The 25,672-nt window shown below is 68.5% G+C and carries 27 protein-coding genes and 2 pseudogenes; 20 read left to right on the top strand and 9 right to left on the bottom strand.

Features of this window, described 5'->3' with window-relative positions:
- Positions 1-43: 43 nt before the first annotated feature.
- Entirely contained in the window at positions 44-1,042 is a 999-nt protein-coding gene (locus AB0J02_RS42105; protein ID WP_363199206.1) for an aldo/keto reductase, read from the bottom strand.
- Positions 1,043-1,044: 2 nt separating this feature from the next.
- Complete coding sequence (locus tag AB0J02_RS42100) at positions 1,045-2,538, bottom strand: FAD-dependent monooxygenase (RefSeq protein ID WP_363199205.1); 1,494 nt, start codon at positions 2,536-2,538, stop codon at positions 1,045-1,047.
- 425 nt (positions 2,539-2,963) lie between these two features.
- Between AB0J02_RS42100 and AB0J02_RS42095 the strand changes: the two genes are divergently transcribed.
- The 9 genes from AB0J02_RS42095 to AB0J02_RS42055 all read left to right on the top strand — a co-directional run bounded on the left by AB0J02_RS42095 (position 2,964) and on the right by AB0J02_RS42055 (position 10,675).
- Positions 2,964-3,929 carry an AfsA-related hotdog domain-containing protein gene (locus AB0J02_RS42095; RefSeq protein WP_363199204.1) on the top strand — a complete coding sequence of 322 codons (966 nt, stop codon included), beginning with the start codon at positions 2,964-2,966 and terminating at the stop codon, positions 3,927-3,929.
- Complete coding sequence (locus AB0J02_RS42090; RefSeq protein ID WP_363199203.1) at positions 3,929-4,612, top strand: HAD family phosphatase; 684 nt, start codon at positions 3,929-3,931, stop codon at positions 4,610-4,612. The genes AB0J02_RS42095 and AB0J02_RS42090 overlap by 1 nt, the downstream gene beginning before the upstream one ends.
- A complete protein-coding gene (locus AB0J02_RS42085; protein ID WP_363199202.1) occupies positions 4,609-5,616 on the top strand; it encodes a beta-ketoacyl-ACP synthase III in 1,008 nt (335 codons plus the stop codon). Before AB0J02_RS42090 ends, AB0J02_RS42085 begins: the two co-directional genes overlap by 4 nt.
- Positions 5,617-5,662: 46 nt before the next feature.
- Positions 5,663-5,914 (top strand): acyl carrier protein, encoded by a 252-nt coding sequence (locus tag AB0J02_RS42080; protein ID WP_363199201.1) that lies wholly within the window; start codon positions 5,663-5,665, stop codon positions 5,912-5,914.
- Positions 5,914-7,158 (top strand): beta-ketoacyl-[acyl-carrier-protein] synthase family protein, encoded by a 1,245-nt coding sequence (locus AB0J02_RS42075; protein ID WP_363199200.1) that lies wholly within the window; start codon positions 5,914-5,916, stop codon positions 7,156-7,158. The genes AB0J02_RS42080 and AB0J02_RS42075 overlap by 1 nt, the downstream gene beginning before the upstream one ends.
- The gene (locus AB0J02_RS42070) at positions 7,158-7,868 is read left to right on the top strand and encodes an SDR family oxidoreductase (protein WP_363199199.1); all 711 of its coding nucleotides are present in this window, start codon (positions 7,158-7,160) and stop codon (positions 7,866-7,868) included. Before AB0J02_RS42075 ends, AB0J02_RS42070 begins: the two co-directional genes overlap by 1 nt.
- Complete coding sequence (gene fabI / locus AB0J02_RS42065) at positions 7,865-8,659, top strand: enoyl-ACP reductase FabI (protein WP_363199198.1); 795 nt, start codon at positions 7,865-7,867, stop codon at positions 8,657-8,659. Before AB0J02_RS42070 ends, fabI begins: the two co-directional genes overlap by 4 nt.
- A gap of 460 nt (positions 8,660-9,119) precedes the next feature.
- Positions 9,120-9,860, top strand: a complete 741-nt coding sequence (locus tag AB0J02_RS42060) for a transposase family protein (RefSeq protein WP_363199197.1) — start codon at positions 9,120-9,122, stop codon at positions 9,858-9,860.
- Positions 9,861-9,928: 68 nt separating this feature from the next.
- Positions 9,929-10,675, top strand: a complete 747-nt coding sequence (locus tag AB0J02_RS42055; RefSeq protein ID WP_363199196.1) for a helix-turn-helix domain-containing protein — start codon at positions 9,929-9,931, stop codon at positions 10,673-10,675.
- Between the two features lie 40 nt (positions 10,676-10,715).
- Here the strand turns inward: AB0J02_RS42055 and AB0J02_RS42050 are convergent, their stop codons facing one another.
- The gene (locus AB0J02_RS42050; protein WP_363199195.1) at positions 10,716-11,693 is read right to left on the bottom strand and encodes an Lrp/AsnC family transcriptional regulator; all 978 of its coding nucleotides are present in this window, start codon (positions 11,691-11,693) and stop codon (positions 10,716-10,718) included.
- A 98-nt stretch (positions 11,694-11,791) separates the two neighbouring features.
- Between AB0J02_RS42050 and AB0J02_RS42045 the strand changes: the two genes are divergently transcribed.
- The 6 genes and pseudogenes from AB0J02_RS42045 (at position 11,792) to AB0J02_RS42020 (ending at position 14,188) form a co-directional block, all read left to right on the top strand.
- The gene (locus tag AB0J02_RS42045; protein WP_363199194.1) at positions 11,792-12,244 is read left to right on the top strand and encodes a VOC family protein; all 453 of its coding nucleotides are present in this window, start codon (positions 11,792-11,794) and stop codon (positions 12,242-12,244) included.
- Positions 12,241-12,516 (top strand): annotated as a pseudogene (locus tag AB0J02_RS42040) (NAD(P)H-dependent oxidoreductase); the annotation flags it as partial. The gene AB0J02_RS42045 and the pseudogene AB0J02_RS42040, both read left to right, overlap by 4 nt.
- 25 nt (positions 12,517-12,541) lie before the next feature.
- Positions 12,542-12,838, top strand: a complete 297-nt coding sequence (locus AB0J02_RS42035; protein WP_363199193.1) for a hypothetical protein — start codon at positions 12,542-12,544, stop codon at positions 12,836-12,838.
- A 30-nt stretch (positions 12,839-12,868) separates the two neighbouring features.
- Complete coding sequence (locus AB0J02_RS42030) at positions 12,869-13,240, top strand: antibiotic biosynthesis monooxygenase family protein (protein WP_363199192.1); 372 nt, start codon at positions 12,869-12,871, stop codon at positions 13,238-13,240.
- Positions 13,241-13,273: 33 nt separating this feature from the next.
- Positions 13,274-13,396 (top strand): IS3 family transposase, encoded by a 123-nt coding sequence (locus tag AB0J02_RS42025; protein WP_363199191.1) that lies wholly within the window; start codon positions 13,274-13,276, stop codon positions 13,394-13,396.
- A gap of 342 nt (positions 13,397-13,738) precedes the next feature.
- Entirely contained in the window at positions 13,739-14,188 is a 450-nt protein-coding gene (locus AB0J02_RS42020; RefSeq protein ID WP_363199190.1) for a hypothetical protein, read from the top strand.
- A 155-nt stretch (positions 14,189-14,343) separates the two neighbouring features.
- Here AB0J02_RS42020 and AB0J02_RS42015 read toward each other — a convergent pair whose 3' ends face one another.
- Together AB0J02_RS42015 and AB0J02_RS42010 are read right to left on the bottom strand one after the other, a co-directional pair.
- Complete coding sequence (locus AB0J02_RS42015; RefSeq protein WP_363199189.1) at positions 14,344-14,520, bottom strand: hypothetical protein; 177 nt, start codon at positions 14,518-14,520, stop codon at positions 14,344-14,346.
- 169 nt (positions 14,521-14,689) lie between these two features.
- Positions 14,690-15,172 (bottom strand): helix-turn-helix domain-containing protein, encoded by a 483-nt coding sequence (locus tag AB0J02_RS42010; protein ID WP_363199188.1) that lies wholly within the window; start codon positions 15,170-15,172, stop codon positions 14,690-14,692.
- A gap of 249 nt (positions 15,173-15,421) precedes the next feature.
- Between AB0J02_RS42010 and AB0J02_RS42005 the strand changes: the two genes are divergently transcribed.
- Complete coding sequence (locus tag AB0J02_RS42005; protein WP_363199187.1) at positions 15,422-16,045, top strand: hypothetical protein; 624 nt, start codon at positions 15,422-15,424, stop codon at positions 16,043-16,045.
- A 205-nt stretch (positions 16,046-16,250) separates the two neighbouring features.
- Here AB0J02_RS42005 and AB0J02_RS42000 read toward each other — a convergent pair whose 3' ends face one another.
- Positions 16,251-16,640, bottom strand: coding sequence for a hypothetical protein (locus AB0J02_RS42000; RefSeq protein WP_363199186.1), 390 nt, complete (start codon positions 16,638-16,640; stop codon positions 16,251-16,253).
- Between the two features lie 399 nt (positions 16,641-17,039).
- Here AB0J02_RS42000 and AB0J02_RS41995 point away from each other — a divergent pair, with 399 nt between their 5' ends.
- The gene (locus AB0J02_RS41995) at positions 17,040-18,005 is read left to right on the top strand and encodes a site-specific integrase (RefSeq protein ID WP_363199185.1); all 966 of its coding nucleotides are present in this window, start codon (positions 17,040-17,042) and stop codon (positions 18,003-18,005) included.
- Positions 18,006-18,166: 161 nt separating this feature from the next.
- On the opposite strand, the gene AB0J02_RS41990 is transcribed toward AB0J02_RS41995, so the two are convergent.
- Positions 18,167-19,348: a 4-hydroxybenzoate 3-monooxygenase gene (locus AB0J02_RS41990; RefSeq protein ID WP_363199184.1), complete on the bottom strand. Its 1,182-nt coding sequence runs from the start codon at positions 19,346-19,348 to the stop codon at positions 18,167-18,169.
- 236 nt (positions 19,349-19,584) lie between these two features.
- On the opposite strand from AB0J02_RS41990, the gene AB0J02_RS41985 reads away from it, so the two are divergent.
- A complete protein-coding gene (locus AB0J02_RS41985) occupies positions 19,585-20,139 on the top strand; it encodes a helix-turn-helix domain-containing protein (RefSeq protein WP_328721864.1) in 555 nt (184 codons plus the stop codon).
- Positions 20,140-20,223: 84 nt separating this feature from the next.
- Here AB0J02_RS41985 and AB0J02_RS41980 read toward each other — a convergent pair whose 3' ends face one another.
- The gene (locus tag AB0J02_RS41980; RefSeq protein WP_363199183.1) at positions 20,224-23,280 is read right to left on the bottom strand and encodes a Tn3 family transposase; all 3,057 of its coding nucleotides are present in this window, start codon (positions 23,278-23,280) and stop codon (positions 20,224-20,226) included.
- A 414-nt stretch (positions 23,281-23,694) separates the two neighbouring features.
- On the opposite strand from AB0J02_RS41980, the gene AB0J02_RS41975 reads away from it, so the two are divergent.
- Both AB0J02_RS41975 and AB0J02_RS41970 read left to right on the top strand, forming a co-directional pair.
- A complete protein-coding gene (locus AB0J02_RS41975; RefSeq protein ID WP_363199182.1) occupies positions 23,695-24,000 on the top strand; it encodes a hypothetical protein in 306 nt (101 codons plus the stop codon).
- A gap of 297 nt (positions 24,001-24,297) precedes the next feature.
- Complete coding sequence (locus AB0J02_RS41970; protein ID WP_363199181.1) at positions 24,298-25,062, top strand: hypothetical protein; 765 nt, start codon at positions 24,298-24,300, stop codon at positions 25,060-25,062.
- Between the two features lie 170 nt (positions 25,063-25,232).
- On the opposite strand, the pseudogene AB0J02_RS41965 reads toward AB0J02_RS41970, so the two are convergent.
- Positions 25,233-25,672: pseudogene (locus AB0J02_RS41965) on the bottom strand (transposase family protein); the annotation flags it as partial.

Raw genomic sequence — 25,672 nt, 5'->3', positions numbered from 1 at the left:
GGGGGGGCGGGGTTTTTTTTCCACCCGGGCCCGCCCCTGTGCGTCAGTCCTCCTGGACCAGCGCCAGCAAATGGTCGGGAAAGCGCTCGCCTGCGAAGGCGCCGGCGGGCACGATCTCGTCGACCTGACGCAGGATGTCGGCGGTCAGCGCGACAGCCCCCGCGGATGCGTTTTCACTCATGTGCGTACGACGCTGGGCTCCCGGAATTGGTACGACGCCCTGGGCAACCAGCCAGGCGAGGGCGAACTGCGCCGGTGAGCAAGCCAGTTGGGACGCGAGCTCGCCGATCCTGGTGACCAGGCGCTGGTTGAATCCGAGGTTGTCGTCCGAGAAGCGGGGCAGACCGCGCCGCATGTCGTCCGGGGCCAACTCTGCCCCGGAAAGCTCTCCGGAGAGCAGGCCGCGACTGAAGGGGCTGTAGGCGACGAAGCCGATGCCGAGTTCGCGCACCGTGGGCAGGATCGAGCGCTCTGGGTTACGGCTGGCCAGGGAGTATTCGGTCTGCACCGCCGTGATGGGGTGCACGGCGTGCGCCGCCCTGATCGACTGGGAACCCGCCTCCGAGAGCCCCAGGTGCCGCACTTTCCCGGCCCGTACGAGCTCTGCCATGGCTCCGACCGACTCCTCGACGGGCACAGTGGGGTCGACGCGGTGCAGGTAGTAGAGGTCGATGCGGTCGGTGCCGAGGCGCTTGAGGCTGGCGTCGACCGCCTGGGAGATGTGCCGGGGGCTCGCATCAACGCGAACGCCGTCGGAGGTGCGGATCAGACCGCACTTGGTGGCCAGTGTGACGCGGTCGCGGTGCCCGCCGGCCAAGGCACGGCCGACGATCTCCTCGCTCAGGCCCGCGCCGTACATGTCGGCGGTGTCGAGGAAGTTCATGCCCCGGTCGAGGGCTTCGTGGATGGTGCGGATCGACTCGGCCTCATCGCGGTCTCCGTAGAACTCGGCCATGCCCATGCAGCCGAGGCCGATCGCGGACACTTCCAGGCGGCCGCCGAGCAGGATGCGGTCCAGGGTGCTCGGTGTGGTGGTGGTCATGCCTACTCCTCGTGGGCTACGGCGGGTGGGGGCGTGGTGGTTGTGGAGGTGTCGGGCCGGGCGGGCAGCAGCTGCTCCAGGCGGCTCAGGGCTGCCCGATCGGTGAGGGCTGCGGCTGCGGCGACGACGCCGTCGGGACGCACAAGCACCGCTCCCGGGCGGCGGACGCCCAGGGTGCGCGCGTCCAGATACGCGCAGACAGGCAGGTCCCGCTCGGCGAACGGGGTGCGGCCGCTGAGAACGAGCAGTACGTGCTGTCCGTCGCGCAGCAGGTCATGGGTGCGGCCGCCGGCCGGAAGCTGGACATCCGGCAGCCGCGCTCCGGGGCCGAGCGGGCCAAGCGAGGGCCCCTCGGCGGGGTAGCGCAGGTCCATCTGCGCGAAGCGGGGCGGCAGGACGCGGTCGAGGACGCCGCTGTGCTCAGCGGCGGCAGCCGCGAGATTGCGGGTTCGCTCGCGCCAGCCGCCCCAGGTCCACAGCCGGGTCTGGCGGTCGGTGTCGGAGACCACGGCGTGCGCGACATGCGCGCGCTCCCGTTCCCAGGCGGCCAGTGCGGCCTCCGGCAGTCTGCCGCGGATCACGTCGGCGAGACGCCAGGCGGCTTCGTGTGCGTCCTGGATGCTGGTGTTCAGACCCTGGCCGCCGGCCGGGCTGTGCACATGCGCGGCATCGCCCGCGAGGAGCACGCGCCCGTCACGGAATCGGTTCGCCAGCTTGCGGTGGACCTGGAAGTGACCCGCTCCGGTGACGGACGTCAGCTCCAGGGGCACAGGGCAGCGTTCGGCGGCGATGGCGCGCACCGTCTCCTCGACGTTCTCCGGGGTGGCGCCCTCGGGGGCGCTGCCGAAGACACGGACGCACCCGCCCGGCAGCCCGACTACCACCAGCACGCCCGTAGGGCCCATGAAGTAGTGTGCCTCGGCGTGTGCGAGCGGGGTGTCCCACGCCCCGTCGACGAGGACGAACGACTGCGGGTATGTCGGGCCGTCGAAGGCGACGCCGAGCTGCTCGCGGACCGCGCTGTGGGCGCCGTCGCAGCCGAGCAGCCGGCCCGTGCGGTGATCGGTGTCGGACAGGGTGGCGTCGACCCCGCCGGTGTCCTGGGTCAGAGCCGTCAACCGATGCCCGTACTCGACCTGGCCTCCCGCTTCGTGCAGCGCTTCGAGGAGCAGCCCCTCGGTCTCGTTCTGCGGCAGCGACAGCGGTGTGTCGAAGCGACTGCCCTTCAGGCCACGGAAGTTGATGCGGGCGATCCGGCGCCCGTGGGTGTAGTAGTTGGCGGCGACGACAGGGAGCGCCGCGTCGCGGATGCGGTCCTCGAGGCCGAGGCGGGCCATCACCTCCAGCGCGCGCGGCTGAAGAATGATCGCCTTCGCATGGGGGTTCCTTCGGGCCGCGCGATCGACGATCCTGGTGTCGATCCTGCGGCGGATCAATTCGGTGGCCATCATCAGGCCGGTCGGTCCCGCGCCGACGACCAGTGCTTCGCTGTCCACGGTGATGCGTCACACCTCCTGCGTTCAGTGGGAACGGGTGTACGGGTGTGGGAGAAAGGGCGCCGCCTCGGCCCAGTTGGCCGGTTCGCGCCGGATGACCATCGTGCATGAACTCAAGGGACCCGGCATGGTGCGCGTGATACCCCTGAGTCCAGCACCACCCTGAGCGATCTTTTCGGCAGGTGATCCCGGCGCTGGCGGCGTGTTCCTGGGCGCAGACCTCGCGTCTCGCAGCGCATCAACTCGCCCCTGTAGGGCGCAAATAGGTTTACGTCACAGCAAGTCGGTCGGCTGACTCCGGGGTAACTGGTAGCGAATTCAAGGGTATGACCCGCACGGGTGCCAGAACGCTCTGGCTGGTAGCGGCCGGGTGTTCGAAGAATGTGGGACACGAGCCCGGCCACTCCCGAAGGAGCAGCACGACGATGCCCCTCCCACAGAGCGCCCTCGCCCCGGAAGCGGCCACGACCGCCCCGGCCCTCTCCTACCGCCGCACCGTCGACCGCGGCGACGTCCACCGCTGGGCGGTCAGTGAGGTCTTCCTCACCGACTACGAGGACCTGACCGCTGACAAGTACCTAGCCGCGGCGCAACTCCCGCCCGCCCACTACTACTTCGGCGACCACACCGGCCCGGGCGCAGACGCCCCCGACAGCATGCTCCTGCTCGAATGCTGTCGGCAGGCCGCCACCTGCATCGCCCACCGCGGCCTCGGCATCGCCAGGGACAGCGCCTTCCACGTCACCGACTGGACGCTCGACCTCACCGGCGCCGCCCCGCCGGCGCACGACCGGCCCCGCGAGCTGAACATCACGGCTGCCGTCACTCGCTCCCGGGTCCGCTCCGGGACCGTGCGCGCCGCGCGCTACGTCCTGGAGCTCTCGCAAGGCGGTACCGTCCTCGGCCGCTGCGACATCTCGGCCTGCTACTCGCCCAGCGAGGAGGCAGAGATCGTCCGCCGCTATCACCGCAAGTCGACGCCACCCCTGTCGGGTTCACTGCCCACGCTGCCCCCTGGCACACCCGTGTCGCCCGCCGACGTTGCACGCCGCGACCCCACCAACGTGGCGCTGGCCGACGCCCGCCACGTCGCAGGCGGTGTGGCCGCTGTGATAGCCGTACCGTCCGGGCACCGCACGCACTTCGACCACCCGCAGGACCACTACACGGCGATGATCCTCATGGAGGCCGCCCGGCAGGCCGCGCTCCTGGCGGCCGGCAGCGGCGTCCGGATCACTGGTTACCGATCGAGGTTCGCCCGGTTCGCCGAACTCGACGCCCCCGTCCGGGTGTCGGCCGTGCGCCGTACCAGCAACGAGGTCGCCGTGCGCTTCCGACAGCACGGCACCATCGCCAGCGAGATAGCCGTCGGCATCTCGGAGGAGTTCTGATGCCGCCCGCTGCGGGACCGGTCCGCGCAGTCTGGACCGACTACGGCGGAGTACTCACCCCTCCGGTGGCCGCCTCGATGGAGACCTTCTGCGCACGGCTCGGGGTGCCGCCGGACACCCTTCTCGCCGCCATGCGCCAGGTGTCCCGCGACTGCGGGGCCGACGGTGACCTCATGGCGCCACTCGACACACCGCTGCTCACCCAGGAGAGCTGGGAACGCCGCGTGGAGGACGCCCTTGCCACACACAGCGGCGTCCGCGCAGACCTCGGCGACTACCCCGCGCGCTGGTTCGCCGACCGGGCCGTAAACCAGCCGTGGCTCGACACCCTGCACCGGCTGCGCGCGCAGGGGGTGTTCATCGGCCTACTGTCCAACATGCCGCCCGCCTGGGACCGGCACTGGCGCCTCGCCGTGCCACCCGACGGTCTCTTCGACGCGGTCGTCCTCTCCTACGAGGCCGGCTGCCGGAAACCCGACGAGGAGATATTTTGCCACGCCGCCGAACGGGCAGGCATGCGCCCCGAGGAATGCGTGCTCGTCGACGACCTCGCTGTCAACTGCGCGGGCGCCGTTCGGGCCGGCTGGCACGGCATCGAGTTCACCGGCGCCGAGGCCGCCACAGCCCGCGTCGGAGAACTCGTCCCGGTCGGCAGGGCCCTCGCCCGGGGAGGCGGCGCATGAGAGCCGCCGTCATCAGCGGCATCGGCTCCTGGCTGCCGCCCGACGTCGTCAGCAACAACGACCTGGCCGCCCGCATGGACACCTCCGACGAATGGATCCGCACCCGAACCGGAATCCGCACCCGGCACTTCGTCCCACCCGGCATGCCCACCTCCCGCCTCGCCGCCGAGGCCGGAGCGCGGGCCATGGAGTCGGCGGGCACATCCGACATCGACGCGGTGGTTCTCGCCACCACCACCCCCGACCGCCCCTGCCCGGCCACCGCCCCCGAGGTGGCCCGCCTCCTCGGTCTCACCGGACGCCCGGCTTTCGACGTCTCCGCCGTCTGTACGGGATTCCTCTACGCTCTTACCACCGCCGCCGGGATCATTGCCTCCGCAGCGGCCGACCAGATCCTCGTCATCGGCGCCGAGGCCTTCAGTACCCTCATCGACCCGCACGACCGTTCCAGCGCCGTCGTGTTCGGCGACGGCGCCGGTGCGGTGGTGCTGCGTGCGGGGGATCCCGGCGAGCCCGGCGCGCTCGGCCGGATCGTGCTCGGCAGCGACGGAACGCTGGCCGACCTGATAACGGTCCGGGCAGGCGGCTCCGAGCTGCCCCACCGCGGGGCCGACCCGCAGCGCTCCGACCCAGCCGACCGCTACTTTTCCATGCGAGGCCGGGAGGTCTTCGGGCACGCAGTGACCCGCATGTCCGAGTCGGCGCGGGCCGCGCTCGCCCACACCGGATGGCGTCCGAGCGACGTCGACCGGCTGGTTGGCCACCAGGCCAACCTGCGCATCCTGAACGCCGTCGCGGAACAGCTGGATATCCCCGCGGACCGGCTCGTCATCCATCTGGACCGGGTCGGAAACACCGCGGCGGCGTCCATCCCGCTCGCCCTGGCCCACGCGCACACCACGGGCGACCTCGCCCTCGGCACTCGCGTCGTCCTCGCCGCCTTCGGAGGCGGCGCCACATGGGGTGCCACCGCCCTGACCTGGCCCGCACTGAAGTCCGCGTAACAACCGCTTCGTTCACCCCGCCCACAGCCGAAAGGCAGCATCAGCCATGAGCACCTTCACACCTCCCACCTTCGAGATCCTTTCCCAGGTCCTCGAGGAGAAGTTCGGCGTCCTGCGCGAGGACATCAAGCCCGACACGGTCTTGGAGGACATTGAACTGGACTCACTCGCGCTCATCGAGGTCGCGTTGACCCTGCAGAAGCAGCTCGGCGTCGCCATACCCACCGAGGACCTCAACAGCAGCGGCACCGTCTCGGACCTGTACGAGCTGGTGAACACAGCGGCGGAGAAAGCCTGATGGCCGAGCACGCCGGACGGCACGCCCCCGTCGCGATCACAGGAATCGGCCTCGTCACCCCGGCCGGTATCGGGGTGACGGCGAACTGGGAGCGGCTCCTGTCGGGCCGCTCCACCGCACAGCACGATCCGTCGCTCGCCGGCCTGCCCGTGGACATCTCCTGTCGGGTCCCCGGCTTCGACGCCAATGCCCTGCTCGGCCGGTCCACAGCGTGGCGCCTGGACCGGGTCAGCCAACTCGCCCTGGTCGCCGCCAAGGAAGCTCTGTCCGACGCGGCTCTCGACCCGCAGCGATGGGACGGCACCCGCGTCGGCGTGGTCATGGGCAATGCCCTTGGCGGGACCGCCTCCTACGAGAACGCCCACACCACGTACCACCAGGAGGGCGCCGACCAGATCTCGCCGCTCGTGATGGTGAACTGGCCGGTCAACATGATCTCCGGGTATCTCGCCATGTACTGCCACGCCCTCGGCCCGAACCTGGTGGTCGCCACTGCCTGCGCCTCGGGTGTCACCGCGGTTGGCACCGCACGGCAGATGCTTCAGTCCGGTGTCTGCGACGTCGTGCTCGCCGGCGCGTCCGAGGCTCCGCTGAGCCCGACCCCGATAGCGGCCTACCACCGCATGGGCGCGCTGTCCCAGCGCATCGAGGACCCCGCACGTGCCTCACGCCCCTTCGATGCGGACCGCGGTGGATTCGTGGCTGCGGAGGCTGCATCCGTCCTGGTCCTCGAACGCGAGGCGGATGCGCGGGCGCGGGGCGGCACGGTCCGTGCCCTGATCGCGGGTTTCGGCGCCAGCGCCGACGGTCACCACGCCTCCGCACCGGACCCGGCGGGTGCGGGAGTGGAACGCGCCCTGCGCGCGGCGCTCGACGACGCGGCCGTCGACCCCGGTGCCGTCGACCACGTCAACGCGCACGGCACGTCGACCAAGTTGAACGATCTGATGGAATCCCAGCTCATCAACCGCGTGCTCGGCGGACGCCCCTCGGTGACCTCCACCAAGGGAGTCACAGGCCACGCGCTCGGTGCCGCCGGCGCCATCGAAGTGGCGTACACGGCCCTGACCATCGAGCACGACCTGGTGCCGCCCACCGCCAACCTCGACAAGCTCGACCCCGAGATCGACCTCGACGTCGTCAGCGGTGTGCCGCGCGAGCAACGCGTCGAGACGGCGACCAGCCACTCCTTCGGGTTCGGCGGCCAGAACGCCGTCCTGGTCCTACAGAAAGCAGGTACGTGATGACCGGCGGCCGGTCAGTCTTCGTCACCGGCGCGAACCGCGGGATCGGCCTGGCCATCGCCCGCGCCTTCGCCGCACAGGGCGACCGGGTGGCCGTCGGCCACCGTTCGGGCGAGCCTCCCGAGGGCTTCTTCGGCGTACGCTGCGACGTCACCGACACCGCATCCCTCGACACCGCGTACGAGAAGATCGAGGCGGAGCACGGACCGGTCCAAGTCCTGGTGGCGAACGCCGGAATCATGCGGGACAAGCTGGCGCTGCAGACCACCGACCAGGACTTCCTGGAGCTCCTCGACACCAATCTCGTGGGCGCCTTCAGATCGGCGCGACGTGCCATCCCCGGGATGCTGGAGGGGCGTTGGGGCCGACTTGTCTTCATCTCGTCCTTCTCCGGGATGCTCGGCTCGCCCGGCCAGGCCAACTACGCGGCGTCGAAGACAGGTCTCACCGGCCTCGCGCGCTCCCTCGCCAGAGAGCTGGGACGCCGGGGTATCACGGCGAACGTCGTGGCCCCCGGCTTCATCGACACCGACATGGTCGCAGGCGTCACCGCGAAGCGGCGGGCCGAGTATCTCTCCATGACAGCACTCGGCCGCCCCGGCACCCCCGAGGAGGTGGCGAACGTCGTGCGTTTCCTCGCCGACGAGGAAGCGTCCTATCTCACCGGCGCGTTCCTGCCGGTGAGCGGCGGCCTCGGGATGGGCGTATGAGCTTCCCGGGCGAGCCCGAAAAGGGCGGGATACTCGCGGGCAAGCGGCTGCTGGTCACCGGAGTGCTGTCTGACACCTCGATCGCTTTCCACGTGGCGCGGATCGCCCAGCGGGAGGGTGCCCAGGTGATGCTCTCCTCGTTCGGGCGAGCCCTGCCCATCACGAAGGCGATGGCGGAGCGGCTGCCCGCGCCCGCGCCCGTGGTCCGCCTCGATGTCACGGAACGCGACGACCTCGAAGCGCTGCCGAACGCGATCACCACGCACCTCGGAGGCCTCGACGGCATAGTGCACTCGATCGCTTTCGCCCCGCAACAGGCGCTTGGCGGCGCCTTTCTGGAGACGTCGTGGCAGGACGCGGGAACGGCGATCGAAGTGTCGGCTTACTCCCTCAAGGCCCTGGTCACGGCGTGTCTGCCACAGATGGACGAGGGCGCATCTGTGGTGGGCCTCGACTTTGATGCGGCCCTGGCCTGGCCCGGCTACGACTGGATGGGTGTGTCCAAGGCCGCGCTGGAGGCCATCAACCGCTATCTGGCGATGTACCTCGGCGAGCGGCGTATCCGCGTCAACCTCGTCGCGGCGGGCATGGTCCGGACCTTGGCAGCACGCTCCATCCCCGGAGTGGACCGCATGGAGGAGATCTGGCGCACCCGCCCGCCGCTCGCTTGGGACGTCCACAACCCGGAACCGACGGCGAAAGCCTGCGCGGTGCTCCTCTCGGACTGGCTGCCGGCCACCACCGGAGAGATCCTGCACGTAGACGGAGGACTCCATGCCGTTATGACCTAAGTCCAGGCCACGGCCAGGAAGACTCCGCCCTGTTCCGGCACCGGACCGACTGGCCCGGTGCCGGAGGCGGCCCAAGACCATCAATCTGGCCGCGGGGTAAGGCTTGTTGTGGGGCCCAGGCTTGATCCGTCGTCCAGCGGGATGACGAATCGGTGCGCCCCGATGTTCAGAGTGAGAATTCGTTCCGGGTCCTCTTCATAAGTGAGCGGTTTTCATCCTGACGCGGCTGCGAGGTGAAGGACGAGGATGACCTTGACGACCGCGGTGATGCGGTTGGTGCTGCAACGCAGCTTGCGGATCTTGGGAAGCGTTCGCGGAGCGTCACCACGGCGTTCTATTGCAAGGGCTCAGATTCGTGTGAGACCGCGTACGCCTTCCCGCCTTGCAGCAGGGGGTGACGCTCCATCAGCTCTGCGCTCGGTCTCTCCGGTGACCGCGGCGAGCGGTGACGGTACTGGTCATGCAGGCCGACGCAACGTTCTGGGACTCGCTCGTGTTCGACGGAATCGACGACGTGGCCGTCGAAGCGGTAACCGCCGCCTTCGGCACGGTCGATGTCACGGCCAGAGGCCGGGCAGCCGAGGTCGCGTGTCCGGACTGCGGCCGCTCCTCGAATCGTGTGCATGACTCCTACCAGCGCAGACTGAAGGATCTACCGCTCGCTGAACAGAGTGTCGTGATACATCTGACGGTCCGGCGTTTCATCTGCAGCACGGACAACTGCCCGCGTCGCACGTGCGCCGAGCGGTTCGATCGGTTGACCGCCCCGTACGCACGCTTCACCACGCGGCTGGGCCACGTCCTGGAGCGCGTCGGGCTCGCACTCGCCGGACGAGCCGGCGCTCGGCTGACCGCCCAACTGGGCATTCAAGTGGGACGGATGCCCCTGCTACGCAGGGTCATGGCGCTACCCGACCGGCAGCCCAGCACGCCACGCGTGCTGGGCGTGGACGACTTTGCAACTCGCCGCGGGCAGACCTACTCCACCGTCTTGACCTGCGGAGAGACTCATCGCGTGGTAGACGTGCTCCCGACGCGCGACTGCGGACCGTTGACCGCGTGGCTGGCCACCCACCCGGGCGTGGAAATCATCTGCCGGGACCGGGCGGGCGCCTGCGCGGAGGGCGTACGACTCGGCGCTCCACCGCAATCCAGGTCTCCGGCCGGTTCCACCTGTGGCAGGGCATCGGCAGAGCAGTAGAGACCTGCGTCGCCGCCCATCGCGAATGCCTGAATGAGCCAACACCACCAACACGAGCGGACGTCGGGGTGTCGACCAACGACCCGGCGCGTGGCGGACCGGACCTTGATGGCCGGCGGGCCCAGCGCAAGAAGGCCGCGCACGCCCTGGTTCACGAACTGCTCGCTCAGGGGTACTCGCGCCGGGCGATCGCCCGGCATCTGGGCTGGGGACTCAACACCGTGCTGCGATACGCACGTGCGGCCACCTGGCAGGACATCCTCCGAGAGAACCGTCCCCGGTCCAGTCGCCTGGACCCCTACAAGCCCTATCTGAAGCGGCGGTTCGCCGCGGGATGCACGGCCGTCACTCGCCTGCATCGAGAACTGGTCACCGAGAACGCCCCCGTCACTTACCAGATGGTCCGCGCCTACATCGCCGACCTGCGCGCCGTGCCGCCACAGGCGCCGCCTCCTCCGCCGACGGTGCGGCGGGTCACCGGCCGGCTCACCCGTCACCCCGACGCCCTGCGCGACGACGAGCGCGCCGCCCTGAAGGATGTCCTGGCACGCTGCCCCGAACTGGATTCCGCCGCTGAACACGTCCGGGGCTTCGGCGAGATCCTCACCCATCGGCTCGGCTCCACGCTCCCCACCTGGATCGACGCCGTCGACGCCAGCCAACTGCCCGGCCTCACCAACTTCGCCCTCCACCTGCTCCGAGACGGATCAGCCCGTCGTGCAGGACGGTCTGCAAGTCACAGGCCAGAATCCGAATCGCCGCGTTTCGTGGGCGCGGACGAGGGGCCGCTGACGACGACTGTGTCATGCGACTGAGCCTTGCAGGAGCTTTCGGTCCGCGCAGCACGTCATCTGACTACACGAGCCGGCCGGCGGCCACGCGTGTGGTCGCCTGCTTGAGTCTGCTGAGTACCGGCACGACCTCGGCGTGGGTCACCCCGGGCAGGCTGCCGAGCTGCTCGGTGACATAGCTGAACAGCTCGACGCTGTCGCGGCAGGTCACTGCGGCCACGATGTTCGCGGAGCCGGTGACCGCGGCGACCCAGCTGGTGTGCCGGTGCGCGGCCAGCGCCTCGCAGACTGTGACGATGAGGCTCGGGGCGACCTGCAGGAGCAGGGTGGCCGAGGTGCGGTAGCCGAACGCCTCCAGCATCACGTCCACGTCCACGGTGACCGCACCGCTGTCCAGGAGTGTCTGCAGGCGGCCTCGGACCCGGGACAGCGGCCAGTTGAGAGCGCGGGACAGGGCTGAGACGGTGGCTCGGCCGTCGCGGCCCAGTTCTTCCAGAAGGACGCGGTCCTCGAGCGGCACCGGACTGTACGTTTCCTTGCGCCGGTAGGGAGTGCGCCCCTGGAGAAGGTGCCGTTTTGCGTCCTCGTTCAGGGGCTTCTCGAAACCGGACCACTCGGCAGGGCCGCCGGAGTACGAGTGCAGCACCAGGTGCGTGGTGAAGGAGAGCACTTCCGCCGTGTGGGAGATCTGGGGCAGCACCCCCGCGCCGCAGGCCGCGTCGGCGGGCAGGGTCGTGGTGCACATCAGCTCCGCACCGCCGGAGTGCAGCGCGACCCAGGAAACGTCCTGGCGCGCAGCGAGTACGGCACCCAGGTGTGCGGCGGCGTCAGGGCGGCACTGCAGCCGCAGCAGCCAGAGCCGATTCCTCGCGGAGGCGGCTGCCTCACTGACCAGGACGCGGAGCACTCCCTTCGCGTGCATGGTCCGGTAGCGGCGTGTCGCGGTCTGCTCCGAGACGCCCACCACCTCGGCGATCCGGCGCATCGGGGCCCGCCCGTCGAGCATCAGGCACTGGAGGATCTGTTGATCTACAACATCCATGTGGGAAGTTTAGTTGTCCAATGCCCATGGGTTGGAAGTTACGAGGCGAATCCGGCTGATCGCTGGGGTTTTCAGGATGGGCGACGAACACTCGACACATGAGCGTTTTGAACCACCAGATCGTCTGGTCCCGCGATGCCGTAACCTCCGCCCGCTTCCTCACCGACATGCTGGGCTTCAAGCCCCCGGTGGAGCTCGGTCACTTCGTCATGGTGCAGGTGAGCTCCGACATCACCTTCGACTACATGACCACCGACCGCGACATCATGGCTCAGCACTACGCCTTCCTGGTCAGCGAGAACGAGTTCGACGCGATCTTCGCCAGGGTGCGGGAGCGTGGCCTGGACTACTGGGGGGACCCCCGTCATCAGGAACCGGGCGTCATCAACCACCTCGATGACGGCCGCGGCGTCTACTTCAACGACCCCAGCGGTCATGAACTGGAGATCATCACGCGCCCCTACGGCAGTGGCGGTCTCGACGCCGAGCACGTCAACCCGCTGCTCACCGAGGAACTCAAGACGAGCGGGAAGCTCCCGGACCTGTCATGACCGAGCCGTCGACCGACCGCCCTCTCGTCCAGGTCCTGATCGCGAGCACTCGGCCGAACCGCGCGGGCGAGCCCACCGCTCGGTGGGTCGCCGCAGAGGCCGCCACGAGCGGCGCCTTCGGCATCGAGATGGTCGACCTCGCCGGGACCGGCCTGCCGATGCCCGCCGAACCGGGGCACCCGAGCGCGCCTGACTACCAGACGGCGTCGACCCGCGCGTTCGGCGAGCTCATGGACCGCGAGACGGGATACATCTTCGTGGTGCCGAAGTACAACGACGGCTACAACGAACGCCGCCTTGAAGAAGGCCCTGGATCACCTGCTCTGGGTGTGGCAGGGCAAGCCGGTTGTCCTGGTCCGTTACGGCGGCGTGGCAGCCGGGGCCCGAGCCGCGATGGCATGCGAACCGGTGCTGATCGCGCTACAACTGCGAGTGGTCGGCTTGGTCCCGATCCCGCTCATCGACCAGCTGCTTCACTCTCTCGGCGGCGGGCGGGTGTTGCGTCCCACCGAACCGGTTGAGCACGGACTCACCACAGCCTTGGACGCCCTGCACCGGGTCCTGCAGCCCGAACGGGCCGGCACACGCGCCTGAGCGTCCCGCCAGCTCTCGAAAGGAGCCATCATGCCCGAGTTCCGAGAACTCGACGCCGATGTCACACTCGCTGACCAGCTCGACGAGGGAGGCGGACCGGTCATCCTCGTCAACGTCTTGCGGGTCGCCCCCGAAGACGTCGCCCAACTGCTGCTGGCCTGGTCCACCGACGCGGCCGGGCTGAAGAACCAACCGGGCTTCATCTCCACCCAGTTGTACCGCGGCATCGCCGGCAGCAGCACGTTCCTCAACCACGCCGTCTGGGAGTCGACCGACCACTACCGCGCAGCCCGGCTGGACGACAGCGTGCGCGCGGCCGCCCGAGACCTGTACCCGGCCAGTCTCGTCGCCACCCCGCACCTGTTCCGGGCGCAGGCCGTGCCGGGGATCTGCGTCGCCTGACAAGGCGACAAGCAGTCCGCCTGAACCATCCGGATGGAGCTCTCCACCGCGCTCTTCGAGTACCTCGAGATCTTCCACAACCGACAGCGGAGGCACTCCGCACTGGGCATGCTCAGCCCGATGGAGTACGTACTCCACCCACCACCGATAGCGTGAAACCAAGTAACTCCGCTCCACTCAACTCGGGACACACCGGAGCCTCCACCAATCCCGGAGCGGTTCACTGGATATCGACCGTTCCACGGTGACCACCCGCTCCGTCGTGTCTCAGGTACGTGTGGGCAGTCTCAGAGTTCTCCGGGCGACAGGGCGTCCGTCTCGCGAAAGTCTGGGCAAGAGCGTGGTGTCCCGGCTACCTGTGAGCATCCCGGCGGGCCGTGGCTCAGACGAGTTCGGTCTGCGAGGCAATCAATCCAAGTGATTGCAGGCAGGCTCCTTGATCACGGTGCGTCGGATAAGGAGGATGCTTCACGGCCGGCGAGGAGGCAGGATCTCGGCATGGCTACCGAGATCGACGGGGTGATCGAGTGCCGTCCAGGCGCTCGCTTGTGGGGGACTGACGACGAGGACTCTGTCTGGCACGCCGCCATGGAGCTATGGCTGCTGAACATCGGCAACGCCTACGACGCTCTGGCCTGCCTCTTCGGCATTCGCAACACCTACGGCTTTCAGCCCCTCGCCGCAGACCGTGGGCTCCCTACGGATGCCTCCGAGACCGTGGCTGGCGAGCACGCTGCCTGGGGGCTTGACAGCGTCCACGGCACTACGTGGATCACCTGGGCCGAGCTGCTTGTCGCCGACTGGCAGGAGACCGACGTCTCCGGCAAGCGGAGCCGGGAGCAGGCGGTCGGCGATACCTCGCACTGGGGGCCCGCCTGGAGCGTTGTGCGCACGTTGAGCGACCTTCACGGCGCATCCAACGTACGGCTCGTCGTCTGGTTCTCCTGACCCTGGGCCCGCCAGGCCTGTACGCAGTTACTTGCCCACAGTTCTTCGAGACATCGCTCCAGCCGATGTCTCACGTAACTGTGGGCACTGCACGTCACAGGTTTGGTCTGCCCACACTTATCTGGGACAGGACACGCTCCGCTCCACCCCGCCGCTCACGTGTCGGTTGCCGCACTGGTTCCTATGGGCAGGGGGACCACGGTGGTTCCCTGGCGAAGGGCTTGATTTTCGAGCGTGAGCCGGCGGATGGCTTCCTCATAGAGGGCGAGGGTGCGCCGCAGTTCGCTGTTCTCCTGGCGGGTGAAGTGCACACGCCATCCCGTGCTCGACATGGAGCTGGACACTATCTGCGGACAGCTCAACAGCGCATAACCCAAGCTCGACGGTGGTCGCGCTGTGGTGTGGCGCCGGGAGACAGTGCGTATCCAGTCCCGCTCCGGCCGTGACACGACGGCGCAGTGAGCCTTTTCCGACCTGGCGGCCGTGCTGGTCAGCGCCCTGTCAGTGATCGATTGTCCGTATCCGGCACGGGCTCTTGGTCAGGGTCCCCACAGCTGCCTCCTTCTCCGGTGAGCTCCAACAGGCTCCTGCGACGCACACGCACATCAGGTTGGAAGGGCTCAGTGGGTCCGTCGACAGTTTGAACGTGTTGCTCAGGTGCGGCTTGAGCTGAAACCGTCTCCAGATCCGGCCCACTGTCGACTTCGACAGGCCACTGCGGTCGGCCATGGTTGCACGCGACCAGTGAGTTGCGTTCTTCGGAATCTCTTCCAGGGTGCGGACCACGACCGCCTCCACCCGGTCCATGCTGATGCTGGGTGGCCGGCCCGGCCGGGGTTCGTCCACCAGCCCGTCCAGACGGGCCGCCGAAAACCGGCGACGCCACTTGCGGACCGTGTCAGCCGCGATCTGCAACTCCCGTGCCACCACAACGATCGGCGGCACATCAGCACCAGCGCAAGTCAACACGATGCGGGCCCGCAAGGCCACTGCCTGCGCGGATGATGCCCTGCGGACTCAACTCTCCAACATCACACGTTCATCGGGCGACAACAACGGTTCCAGCTTCGGACCACGACGAGGCACCGGCACATCCGCAGAAGCAGTCATACACAAACTAACGACGGATCTCCGGCGCAGGACAGTAAAGGGTGTTGCACAAGGCCGTGTTCGGGCTGGTCAGGGCCTGTGAGGGCGGTCTTCTGGTCATGATGCAAGCACGAGGTTGTGCATGTGAGCGACCGCTCCACAGACGTGTGGGTCGACGGCGGACGGGATGGGAGCTGGGGTGAGTGGCGGGTCGGGGAGGTATGTACGGTCTCCGCAGACAATCAGGGGAGGGACCAGATGTCGAGTGATCTTCAGTTCAGCTGGAGTCTGACCGGATCAGGTTGGGCAACATGCCAGATCACTGATGGCGAGTCGGAGCACAAGAGCAGTCCGAGCTACTGCACCAACGCCCTTGCTGATCTACTCACCGGCGTTGCAGGGCTGTATGGCCCCAAGGCTACTCAGACGTTCTCGTTCGACCTGGAGCCCGCAGAAGTGAGGTGGGTCCTCAGCCGCCGCGAGGCAGCCGTCGAGATCGATATCTACCGGTTCCCCGACATGTACAAGAGCTTCGATCTGCCGGACGCCGACGGCACCCTTCTGTGGAGCTCGAAGCAGCCGCGCACCGCCCTCAGCCACGTGGTCATGGAAGCCGCCCAAGATGTTCTACGGCTGCACGGCGAAGACGGGTACCGGAAGAAGTGGGTACAGCACCCCTTCCCCTTCTCTGAGCTACGAGAACTCCGCCGTCTGCACCTGGAGCGAGACGCTTGCGACCTCACCCATGAGTTGCAGGCTTCAGACTGAGGCGTGCCCCTTGCGTGCCCGGTAGACCGGGAAACCACGGGGGCCACCGGGCAGCCACGGGCACCTGACACGACGAAGGCCCCCGACCGATGTTCCTGGTCAGGGGCCTTCAACCTGCGCGGTGGGTGTGGGATTTGAACCCACGGTGACCCGCGCCACGACGGTTTTCAAGATCGCACGCCGCAGTCCGAGGCGAGTGGGGTGTTCAGTCACCAGTGAAGACGGGGACGATCACTGCTGCGATTGCAGAGAGTAGACCCGCTACGGCCAAGAAGGCGTTGAACTTCTCTTTCGCGGTCGGGAAGACGGCACGACTCACGTCCCCGACCTTGCTCCGCAGCACGATCATTTTGAGCTTCTGCCAACGATGTTGGCGGTTTCGGCACCCCATCAGGACGCCGTAGGCGTTGTTCCGGCAGTACGTCCTGCCGTCTCGGTTGACCGCTCCACACCAGACGGGCACCTGGAAGGAGGCGTAGGCGAAGACTGCAATGGACAAGGCAGCGATGATCGGAAGGGCCCATTGCTGGGTCCACGCAACGATGAGTGCTGCAACCGCGATGTATCCCCAGTACAGGCGCATGGCTTTCCCCATGAGGGCGCAGCGTAATGGCATATGCGCAGGTCAAGCAGCGGCTAGAACCAGACAGAGTTCCCACCATGGCGTGTACGTCCCTCTTGACTGCCGGTGCCTCTGGAGGCGCAGCCTGGGCCGTCTCTGGGCCGTCCGAAGCCGCTCAACACCGGCCGACAACGACCAATGACGACCAGTCAGACGACCGCGACCAGGGGTCTGAGGAACATCTGTGTCAGATCGTGCGCTAAGCGTTCGTTGACCCTGGTGGGCGGCTGACGGAGCATCGGCTGTGGGGCCGGTCTGAAGTCGTTCCACGGATAACGCCCTATTATCTGCGGGAGATTGGTTCGTCACCTGCGGTGACGTCCGCCAGGCTGTACATGAAGCGGCCCTGTTATCCGTGGCAAGGAGGAAGCGGTGCCCACTGTCATACAACTGCCGGCAGGGAAGACGTTGACCGTCCGGGCGACGGCTGACGCCTTCCTCGGCTCGCTCCGTAACCGGAACACCGTCCGCAGCTACGGAGTCGGCGTCGGCAAGACAGCCGAGCAGATCGGGGAGGCTCGCCCGCTGGGGTCGGTCGCGGACGACGAGATCGGCGAGGCCCTGGAACTGCTGTGGGGCGCCGCGGCGGTCAACACCTGGAACGTCCGCCGGGCGGCGGTGCTCTCCTGGCTGGGCTGGTGCGCGGAGTACGGATACGACGGCCCGACGGTCCCGGCCTGGACGAAGCGGCTGGCAGTGCCGGACTCCGAGACCCCGTCCCGCTCGAAGATGGCCGTGGACCGGCTCACCGGACGGCGCGAGGTCCACCTGCGGGAGAAGACGCTGTGGCGGATGCTGTATGAGACCGCCGCCCGCACGGAGGAGGTCCTCGGCGTGAACATCGAGGACCTGGACCTCGGTGGCCGCCGCTGTTCGGTCAAGGCCAAGGGCGCCCGGAGCAAGGCCCGACGCCGGGGCCAGGCCCGTGAGGACTTCGTGCTGGAGACCGTTTACTGGGACGCTGGTACAGCCCGGCTTCTGCCCCGCCTGCTGCGTGGCCGTTCCCGGGGCCCGGTGTTCGTCACCCACCGCCGCCCCGGTCCGGGGAAGGTCGTCAACCCGCGTGACGTATGCCCGGACACCGGTCTGGCCCGCCTCTCCTACGGCCAGGCCCGTGCACTGCTGGATGAGCACACGGCTGTGCGGGGGCCCGGTACAGGCTGGGACTTGCACGAGTACCGCCATTCCGCTCTGACGCATCTGGGGGCGTCGCTGCTGATGCTGATGGCGAAGTCGAGGCACAAGAAGCCGGAGAACGTGCGCCGATACTTCAAGCCCTCTGCAGAGGCAATCGCGGAACTGACCAGTCTGCTCGCCCCGGGAGGCAGCAGAGGATGAAGCTGCGCCACCGAACTGTCAGGGCATGGTGTTCATGACCAGCACCTGCGGGGGCCGGAACAGGTTTCCCCGTTCCGGCCCCCGCAGGTGCTGGTGGCAGAGGCTGAAGGCCCGGCTGCTCAGACCTGCAAACTCTGCTTACTCGGCCAGGAGGTGGGGGCTCAGTTCAGGCCGGTCAGGAATTCGCCGAAGAGCCGGTTGGCGGTTTCGGAGTCGTAGAGGCGTTCGAACTCGGCGCGTGCCAGGCTGCGCCGGAACTTGCCGTGGTAAGAGACGTCTCCCGCGTCGTGCATGAGGTCGGTGAACCATGCGGCGTACGCCTGGTAGTTCCACACGTGCTTCAGGCAGGTGGCGGAGTACGCCTCCAGCGGGCCCGCGTCCTGCTCCTTGACCTGCTTCAGGACGGCCGTGGCGAACACGTCGGCGTCGTGCAGCGCCAGGTTCATGCCCTTGGCGCTCATGGGCGGCACGATGTGCGCGGCGTCACCGAGCAGGTACAGGCGGCCGTAGCTCATCGGGTCGTAGACCACGCTGCGCAGCGGCACCAGCGTCTTGCTGGTGATGGGTCCCTTCGCGGTGACCGGTTCGCCGAAGCGTGCCTCGATCTCTTCCCAGATCCGGTCGTCCGTCCACTCCTCGACGGCGGTGTCCAGCGGGCACTGGAGGTAGAAGCGGCTGGCCTGGGGTCCGCGGGCGAACTGGCCGGCGAATCCCCGGTCGTGGATCGCCATCATGGACTGGTGGTTGGCGGGGGCGTCGGCCAGGACGGTCAGCCAGGCGTACCCGTACTCGTGGGACTGGCGGGTGAGTACGTTGTCGGGGATGCTCGCCCGGCTGACGCCGTGGTCTCCGTCGCAGCCGGCGATGAAGTCGCAGGTGATGGTCCGCGTCACGCCCGTGCTGTCGCGGTAGCGCACCTGGGGCCGGGGGCCGGTGAGGTCCTCCAGTTCGACGTCCTCGGCTTCGAAGCGGAGGTCGCCGCCGTCGCTGACGAAGACGTCGATGAGGTTGCGCACGAGGACCTGCTGGGGGCAGAAGCGTCCGTCGACGTGGTCGTCGGTCACGTACCGGAAGGGCCACGTCTCGCCGTCGACGCGGAAGTTCAGCACCGGCGCGAAGGGGGCGCCGTCGAGGACCCGGTCCTCCAGGCCCCACTCGCGGAACATGCGCGCGGCCCTGGGGTCGATGACCCCCGCGCGCTGGCGCTGCTCGACGTATTCGCGGCTGTGCCGCTCCAGTACCACGCAGTCGATCCCGCTGCGCAGGAGGAAGTTGCCGAGGGCGAGCCCGGCGACACCCGAGCCCACGATCACGACAGTGGTGTTCTCGTCCGTTACGGACATGGTTGGTTCTCCTTGTGTTTTCTGCTGGCCCGTGGGGAGGGCCGTTGCCACGCCGGCGCCCTGAGGGCCTGCGGTTGGGAGGGCTGTGCGCTCATCGGCCCGTTCTGTTCAGGGCGCTCGTCGGACATGGGGCGTCCCGCGCGTTTGGCACAGCGGGGCGAAACCCCCTACCCTTAAGCGAAGTCTCCACTACGCATCATACGTAGTGTCCACTACGTTTGCAAAAGGGGTCGGTTATGCGCCGCGACGGAGCCGCCAACAGGGAGAAGGTCCTGCTGGCCGCCGAGCATGTGTTCGCCGAGAAGGGGGCCGCCGCCTCCACCGATGAGGTCGCGCAGCGGGCCGGGGTCAGCATCGCCACCGTCTTCCGGAATTTCGCCACCAAGCAGGACCTCATCGAGGCCACCGCGTGCCGCTACCTGGAGAAGCTGACCGCCCAGGCGCTGGCGCTCGCCGAAAGCCAGGACGCCGGAAAAGCCTTCGCCTCCCTGATGAAGTCCCTCGCGGCGGCCGGGCCGGTGAAGATGACCCTGCTGGACCTGTTGCCCCCGCACGACGACGACGGCCAGGGCCTGTCCCGGCCGGTCACCGAGGCCGCCGACGCCTTCCGCGCGGCCCTCGAAGGCGCACTCCACCGCGCCCAGGCCGCCGGCGCCGCGCGCCCCGACGTCACCGGCGACGACGTCTCCCTCCTCCTGCGCGCCCTCGCATACGCCACGGACCTCAGCGAAGGCGAGGCACTCGACCGGGCCGTGGGCATCGTCCTCGACGGCCTCGGCGTACCGCGCTGACACCTGACCCCTTCCGTCCAGCCCGGCCCGCGCGCCCGGCCCCACAGGGATGCACCGTCCGGCGCCGGCCCCACCGCTGCCCCGTCACAGCTCGTCCACGGCGGTCTTGTCGCGCAGGGGCCGCAGGCCACCGGGCAGGTCGGGGAGCTGGAAGGAGTACCGGCCGAGCACGTTGATGTGATGTCGCACGAACGGGGAGAGCCGGGCGAGATCCTCGTCCCGGACCTCGAAACCGTCACTCCGGAGCTGGGCTACGGCGGCGTCCATATAGCGGGTGTTGAACAGTACGAGTGCGTTGAGGACGAGGCCCAGCGCGCCGATCTGGTCCTCCATGCCGTCCTGGTAGCGCTGGTAGAGCTGCCCTGCCCGGCCGTGGAAGATCTTCCGGGCGAGCGCGTGGCGGCCTTCCTGGAGGTTGGCCTGCACCTTGATCTGGCGGCGGTATCCGGGCTCGTCGGCCAGGCGCAGGATGTGCAGGGTTTTCGCGATCCGCCCGTAGTGCGCGATCGCGTCGCCAAGCGCGGTGGGGCGACCGTCGCGGGACAGCATGCGGATGACGTCGTAGGCGCGGACGGCTCCGGTGTGGATGGAGCCGATGATCCGCAGGATGTCCTCCCAGTGCCGCTCGATGCGGGCGAGGTCGACCCGGCCGCGGGCGGCGTCCTGGAAGGCGCCGTAGTCGGCCGTGCGGTCGATGCGCCACATCTTCTGGTCCGGCAGGTCCGCGAGCTGCGGAGCGTAGGCGAACCCGGCCAGGGTGAGAAGGCCGAACACGATGTCGCTGTAGCTCGCGGTGTCGGTGACGATCATCTCCGGGCGCTTGCCGCCGTCGCGGTCGTAGAGCACATCCAGTACGTACAGGGAGTCGCGCGGGGTGCCAGCCACCACCTTCCCGCCCAGTCCTGCGGCCTGGTCGTTGATCATGTTGAGCCAGGTCGCGCCGCCCCGGCGCCCTAAGTACTTGGGGTTCGGCCGCGCGTACACGCTGGGGACGGGCACGACGAACCGCATCCCGTCCACCGAGGCGACCAGGCCCCCGCCCCACGCCTGCGCGAGATCGATGGACGCCTGGTGCTCGATGAGGGTCGCGTTCGCGGCCCGGTAGGTCGCCAGCCGCAGATACGTCTGGTCCACGTGGGACAACCTGCCGTACTTCAGCGCATCCGCGCCGCCCATCACCGGGGTGTAACCGACGTTGCAGCCATGGGCGACCAGCAGCGCCGCGATCGTCACAGGCAGGTCCTTCAGCCTCGCCTCACCGCCGGTGACCGAGGTGAACGCCTGGTCGGCGCCGGTCCAGGAGAACACCTCCAGCAGCACCTCGGGCAGGTCCACCCGCGGCAGCATCGCGTTCACCGCGGCCCGCAGGTCCAGCAGGGACGCCGGTTCGGGCTCCGGCTCCAGGGCGGCGAAGTGCAGACGGCCGTCGCCGTCGAAGACGATCTGCGCGTTGTCCGGGACCCGGGCGGCGACCTCCCGGTAGGTGCCCTCCAGCAGCGCGGCCCGCGCCGCCAGGTGCCCGCCCGCCTCACCGGGCAGGTTAAGCGAGGCCAGCACGGTCGGCCTTGCCTGCTTCCATGCCTCGCCGGCCAGCAGCTTCGCCCGCGGGTCGCCCCACTTGGAGGAGTTGCGGGCGAAGACCTGCTTGCTGCGCAGCATCCGGTGCAGGTGCTCCAGCACGCAGAACTTGTACGCCCTCCAGTCCACCGTCCCCGGCTCCAGGTGGGACGCGGCCAGGACCAGACGCCGCCAGGAGCCGGTGAGCAGACCGGTGTCGATCTCAGCCGGGCCGACCTTCTTGCGGCCCATCAGCCCCGGCAGCGACAACAGCGCGCTCAGCACGGCCTCACCCTCCGGGGTGGCGTCGAAGTCCACCACGCTGACCAGCAGCTTCAGGAACGGACGGACGGTACCGAACCGGTTGATCAGCATGGCCCGCCATGCTTCGTCGGCGTCGGAGTCCAGCGGCGGGGTCAGTTCGAACAACGCGGCGATCGCCGCCGCCAGCTCGTCGCGGGGCACCACCTGCTCGATGGCCGCCCACATCGCGTCCAGGCTCGCCACCTTCGGCGGGGCGATCTCCCCGGTGTCGGTGTCGACCTGCTCGCTCGTGGTGTCGAACACGACCTGGAAGGCGGTCGCCAGCTTCACCGACGCCCGCTCGACCCGCGGCAGTGTCTTCAGCTTCTCCTTCGCGCTCTCCCGCTCCGCCCGGGCCAGCAGCTTCGTCGCGATCAGCACCTCCAGCAGGTCCAGTGCGTCGTCCACCGCCCGCGACGTGAGGTAGACCGCGGTGGCCAGCAACGTCGCCAGCCGCCGGGCGTCGGAGTGCCGGCGCAGCAGCGACGCCTTGCCGTCCACCCCGTACCGGGACAGCTCCGCCAGGCGCCGCGGCGGTATCCCCGACACGTCCAGGGCGCCCATCCCGAGCGCGGCGATCTCCTCCGCCCGCTCCAGCGCCCGCCTCATCTGCGGACCCGACACCCGCACCGGACCGCGCCGCAGCCGGTCCAGCTCCGAAACCCGCTCACCGGGCGCCACCGTCAGCAGCGAGTCCAGCACCGCCCGCTGCCCGACGCTCAGCATCCCGTACAGGGTGTCCCACAGCCGCTGGTTCGCCGCCTCCCGCACCGTGCCCACCAGCCGGGCCAGTCGGCTCGCTCCCGGCAGCAGCACCCGGCCCTCGCGCAGCCACCCCGCTGCCGCGTCGAACAACGCCTTCGGCCCGTCCCCCGTCGTCCATGCCCGCGCGTCCAGCCAGCCCGCCAGCTCCTCGCGGACCTCGGCGAAGTCCCGCCAGCCCCCGGCTTCCTGGATCTCCCCGGCGTGCGTACGGGCCGTGCCGTCCCGCTCGCCGTACAGCTTCAGGCACGAGGCGTCCGCGATCTTCAACTGCCCGGCCAGATACTGGGCCACCTCCGCCGGCACCTGCCGCGGGTCCGGCATGAACCGGCCCAGAAAACGCACACTCGTCAGCTGAACCGCGTACCCGAGCCGGTTGTGCGACCGCCGCTTGGCCTGCACCGCCTCCCGGTCCGCGTCGTCCAGGAAGAAGTACCGCTCCAGCTCCGCCCGCGAAGGCGCCTCGCGGAACGACCCATACCGGGCCGCCTGCTCATCCGTCAGCAACTCGACCGCCACAACAGCTCTCCGAAGATCGACAACAACGACCCACGAAGGCTCCGACGCTCAATCACCCCAGGTCAAAGCACGAAACAACCCAGCGATCCCTTAGCGCACGATCTGACACGGATGTTCCTCAGCCCCCGACCAGGCCCCGGAGCTGCAAAAACCCAGCTCACCAAGATCCCCAACAAGACCCAGGGCAAGAAGAAGGCAACAACCAGCAGTAGCCTTCGGACACGGATCAGACGTGTGGGGAACAGCGTGGTGAAGCGCGAGGCCAGTCGACCGGCCTACCAGGTGGGCGATGTACTGAGAGTGAGTTGCTCCCCAGCGAGGGCGCGAGTTGCCGATGTTCGGGGCTCCTACATCTCTGTGGAGTGGCCCTGGGAGAAGGTCGATCCGCACTCCCGGTTCCGATGGAACGGGCAAGTGGCCTTCCCTGTCGACCCTGGCTCGTGGGAGTGGTCGTACACGCTGTTTCGCACCGAGCCGAGCCCTCAACACCTGAACCGTGGGGACTCGTGCAGCGTCAGCATCCCCGAGACGCTCGTTCGTGTCGTCGACATCCTGCGTCACGATCCGCCCCTGGACCTGGGTCGGCTTCCTCGGCCGCACACGAGGCTGGTCGTACTCCCCGTCGACGCCTCCTCTGACGCCCCGCAGGAGGACGAAGGGGCCACGATCAATATCGACTCCGCGGCGCCCATCGCGATTGAACTGGTGGAGCGGGCCTAGAGATCGTGTGCCGGGCCAATCGGCCTCAGCCCGCCCGAGGGAGGACAAAGTCCCGGCTGGACACCAGCTGTACAGCAGCGAAGTACAGCAACCACAGCAACCGGCTTCACCCAGCAAGGTTCACCGAGAACCGTTGGGCAGCTGGTTTGACCGTCGCCGACCGACCTGCATAGAGCTACGGATCAGAAGGTGCACGTGGCCTGCGGCGTCACCTTCGCCAGCCTCACTCCGGATGGGTCGTAGTGGTGATCGCCCCGCGGCTGAGTCTGGCCCTTTCGCGCACTGTCTACTCCCCGCGTGACCCTCGACCTGGAGTTCGCCGAGCCGATCGATCCCGCGGAAGTACTGGCCGCGACGCACTGGAGTGCCTTGGAGCACGCCTATGGGCCGGCCGCCGATGTCCCCGAGATGCTGACCGCACTTCTCGACGTGGATGAAGGCGTACGTTCCCGGGCCCTGGACGACTTGCATCACGTGGTTCACCACCAGAACACCCTGTACACCGCCACAGCCCCGACTGCCCTGTACACGGCGGGGATCCTCGATGACGAGCGCTCGCTATGGTCCGTCGAGAAGACCCCTCACAGCTTCCCCGGGCCACTGCGCGCCGAACTGCTGGGATGGCTCGGCTCCGTCGCGAACGAGGCGACCGACGAAGCCTCAGCGGCCAGTCGCCGGTTCGGCTTCCCTACGGAGGACTACCCGCCGTTCGTCGAAGCCCGCCGCATTCGACCGCAGCTCTTCCGTGCCACGGCCGCGTTCCTCGACGACCTCGACACCCACGTACGCGAGGCAGCCGTCTCCACCTGTATCCCCTTGCTGGACGACCCCCGCTTGCTCCACCACCGAGTCGCCTTGATCCCTCTCCTGCGGGACGTTCTGGCGGCAAGCACGCTCTGGCAATACCGCGAGCGGTCGATCGAGGCCCTGACGCGCTGGGGTGAGGACACCACCGGGCTGGAGGTCCGACAAGAGCGATACGCGTTCTGCGACTCGGAGCACAAGCCTTCGTCTGGGAGCGACGAGCGGTGGAGTGGTCACGGCGCCGATCTTCCGTTCTGAGCTGGCCTTCCCAACAACACCGCCGACGAACGGCCGTCTCAGTTTCCGTCTCATTCAGCCCCGTTCATAGGCGTTCGGACACGACCACGCCACGGCGGCTCCTCAGTAAGGGACTGCCCATGAACGCAGGTGAACGCCCCCACACTCATGCCGCCGAGCCACCAACAGACTTGGACGGCGTGGTGGAGGCCGTCGCCTCGCTGGCGGCAGTCGCGGAGGATCTTGTGGTTCTTCATCCGGCCGATCACGTGTTCCACCCGGGCGCGGACCGTGCGGTGGGCCGCGTTGGCGGCCTCCTCGCCCGGGAGCAGCTCGCGTCGGGGACGTTTGCGGTGCGGGGTGACCATGCCGCAGTTGAGGTAGGCGCCGTCACCCAGCACCGTCACGTCCTGGCAGTGCTCGGCCAGCCCGGAGGCCCGCCAGGCGGGTGCGTCCGCGGTGGTGCCCGGCATCGGCCGGGCGGCTGCGCTCACGGGGCGGGTGTCGGCATCCACGATGACCTGCACATTCGCCGAAAACCGGTAATCACGGCTGGAGGAGCCAACCTGGCGATCGCGGACCGGGATCAGGGTGCCGTCCACGATCCACAGTCGGTCCGCGCCGCCGGTGG

The organism is Streptomyces sp. NPDC050264 (genome assembly GCF_040655895.1).
Taxonomy (GTDB): Bacteria; Actinomycetota; Actinomycetes; order Streptomycetales; family Streptomycetaceae; genus Streptomyces.
Note: the sequence above shows the minus strand (reverse complement) of the source record. Positions and strands in the feature narration are given on the sequence as shown.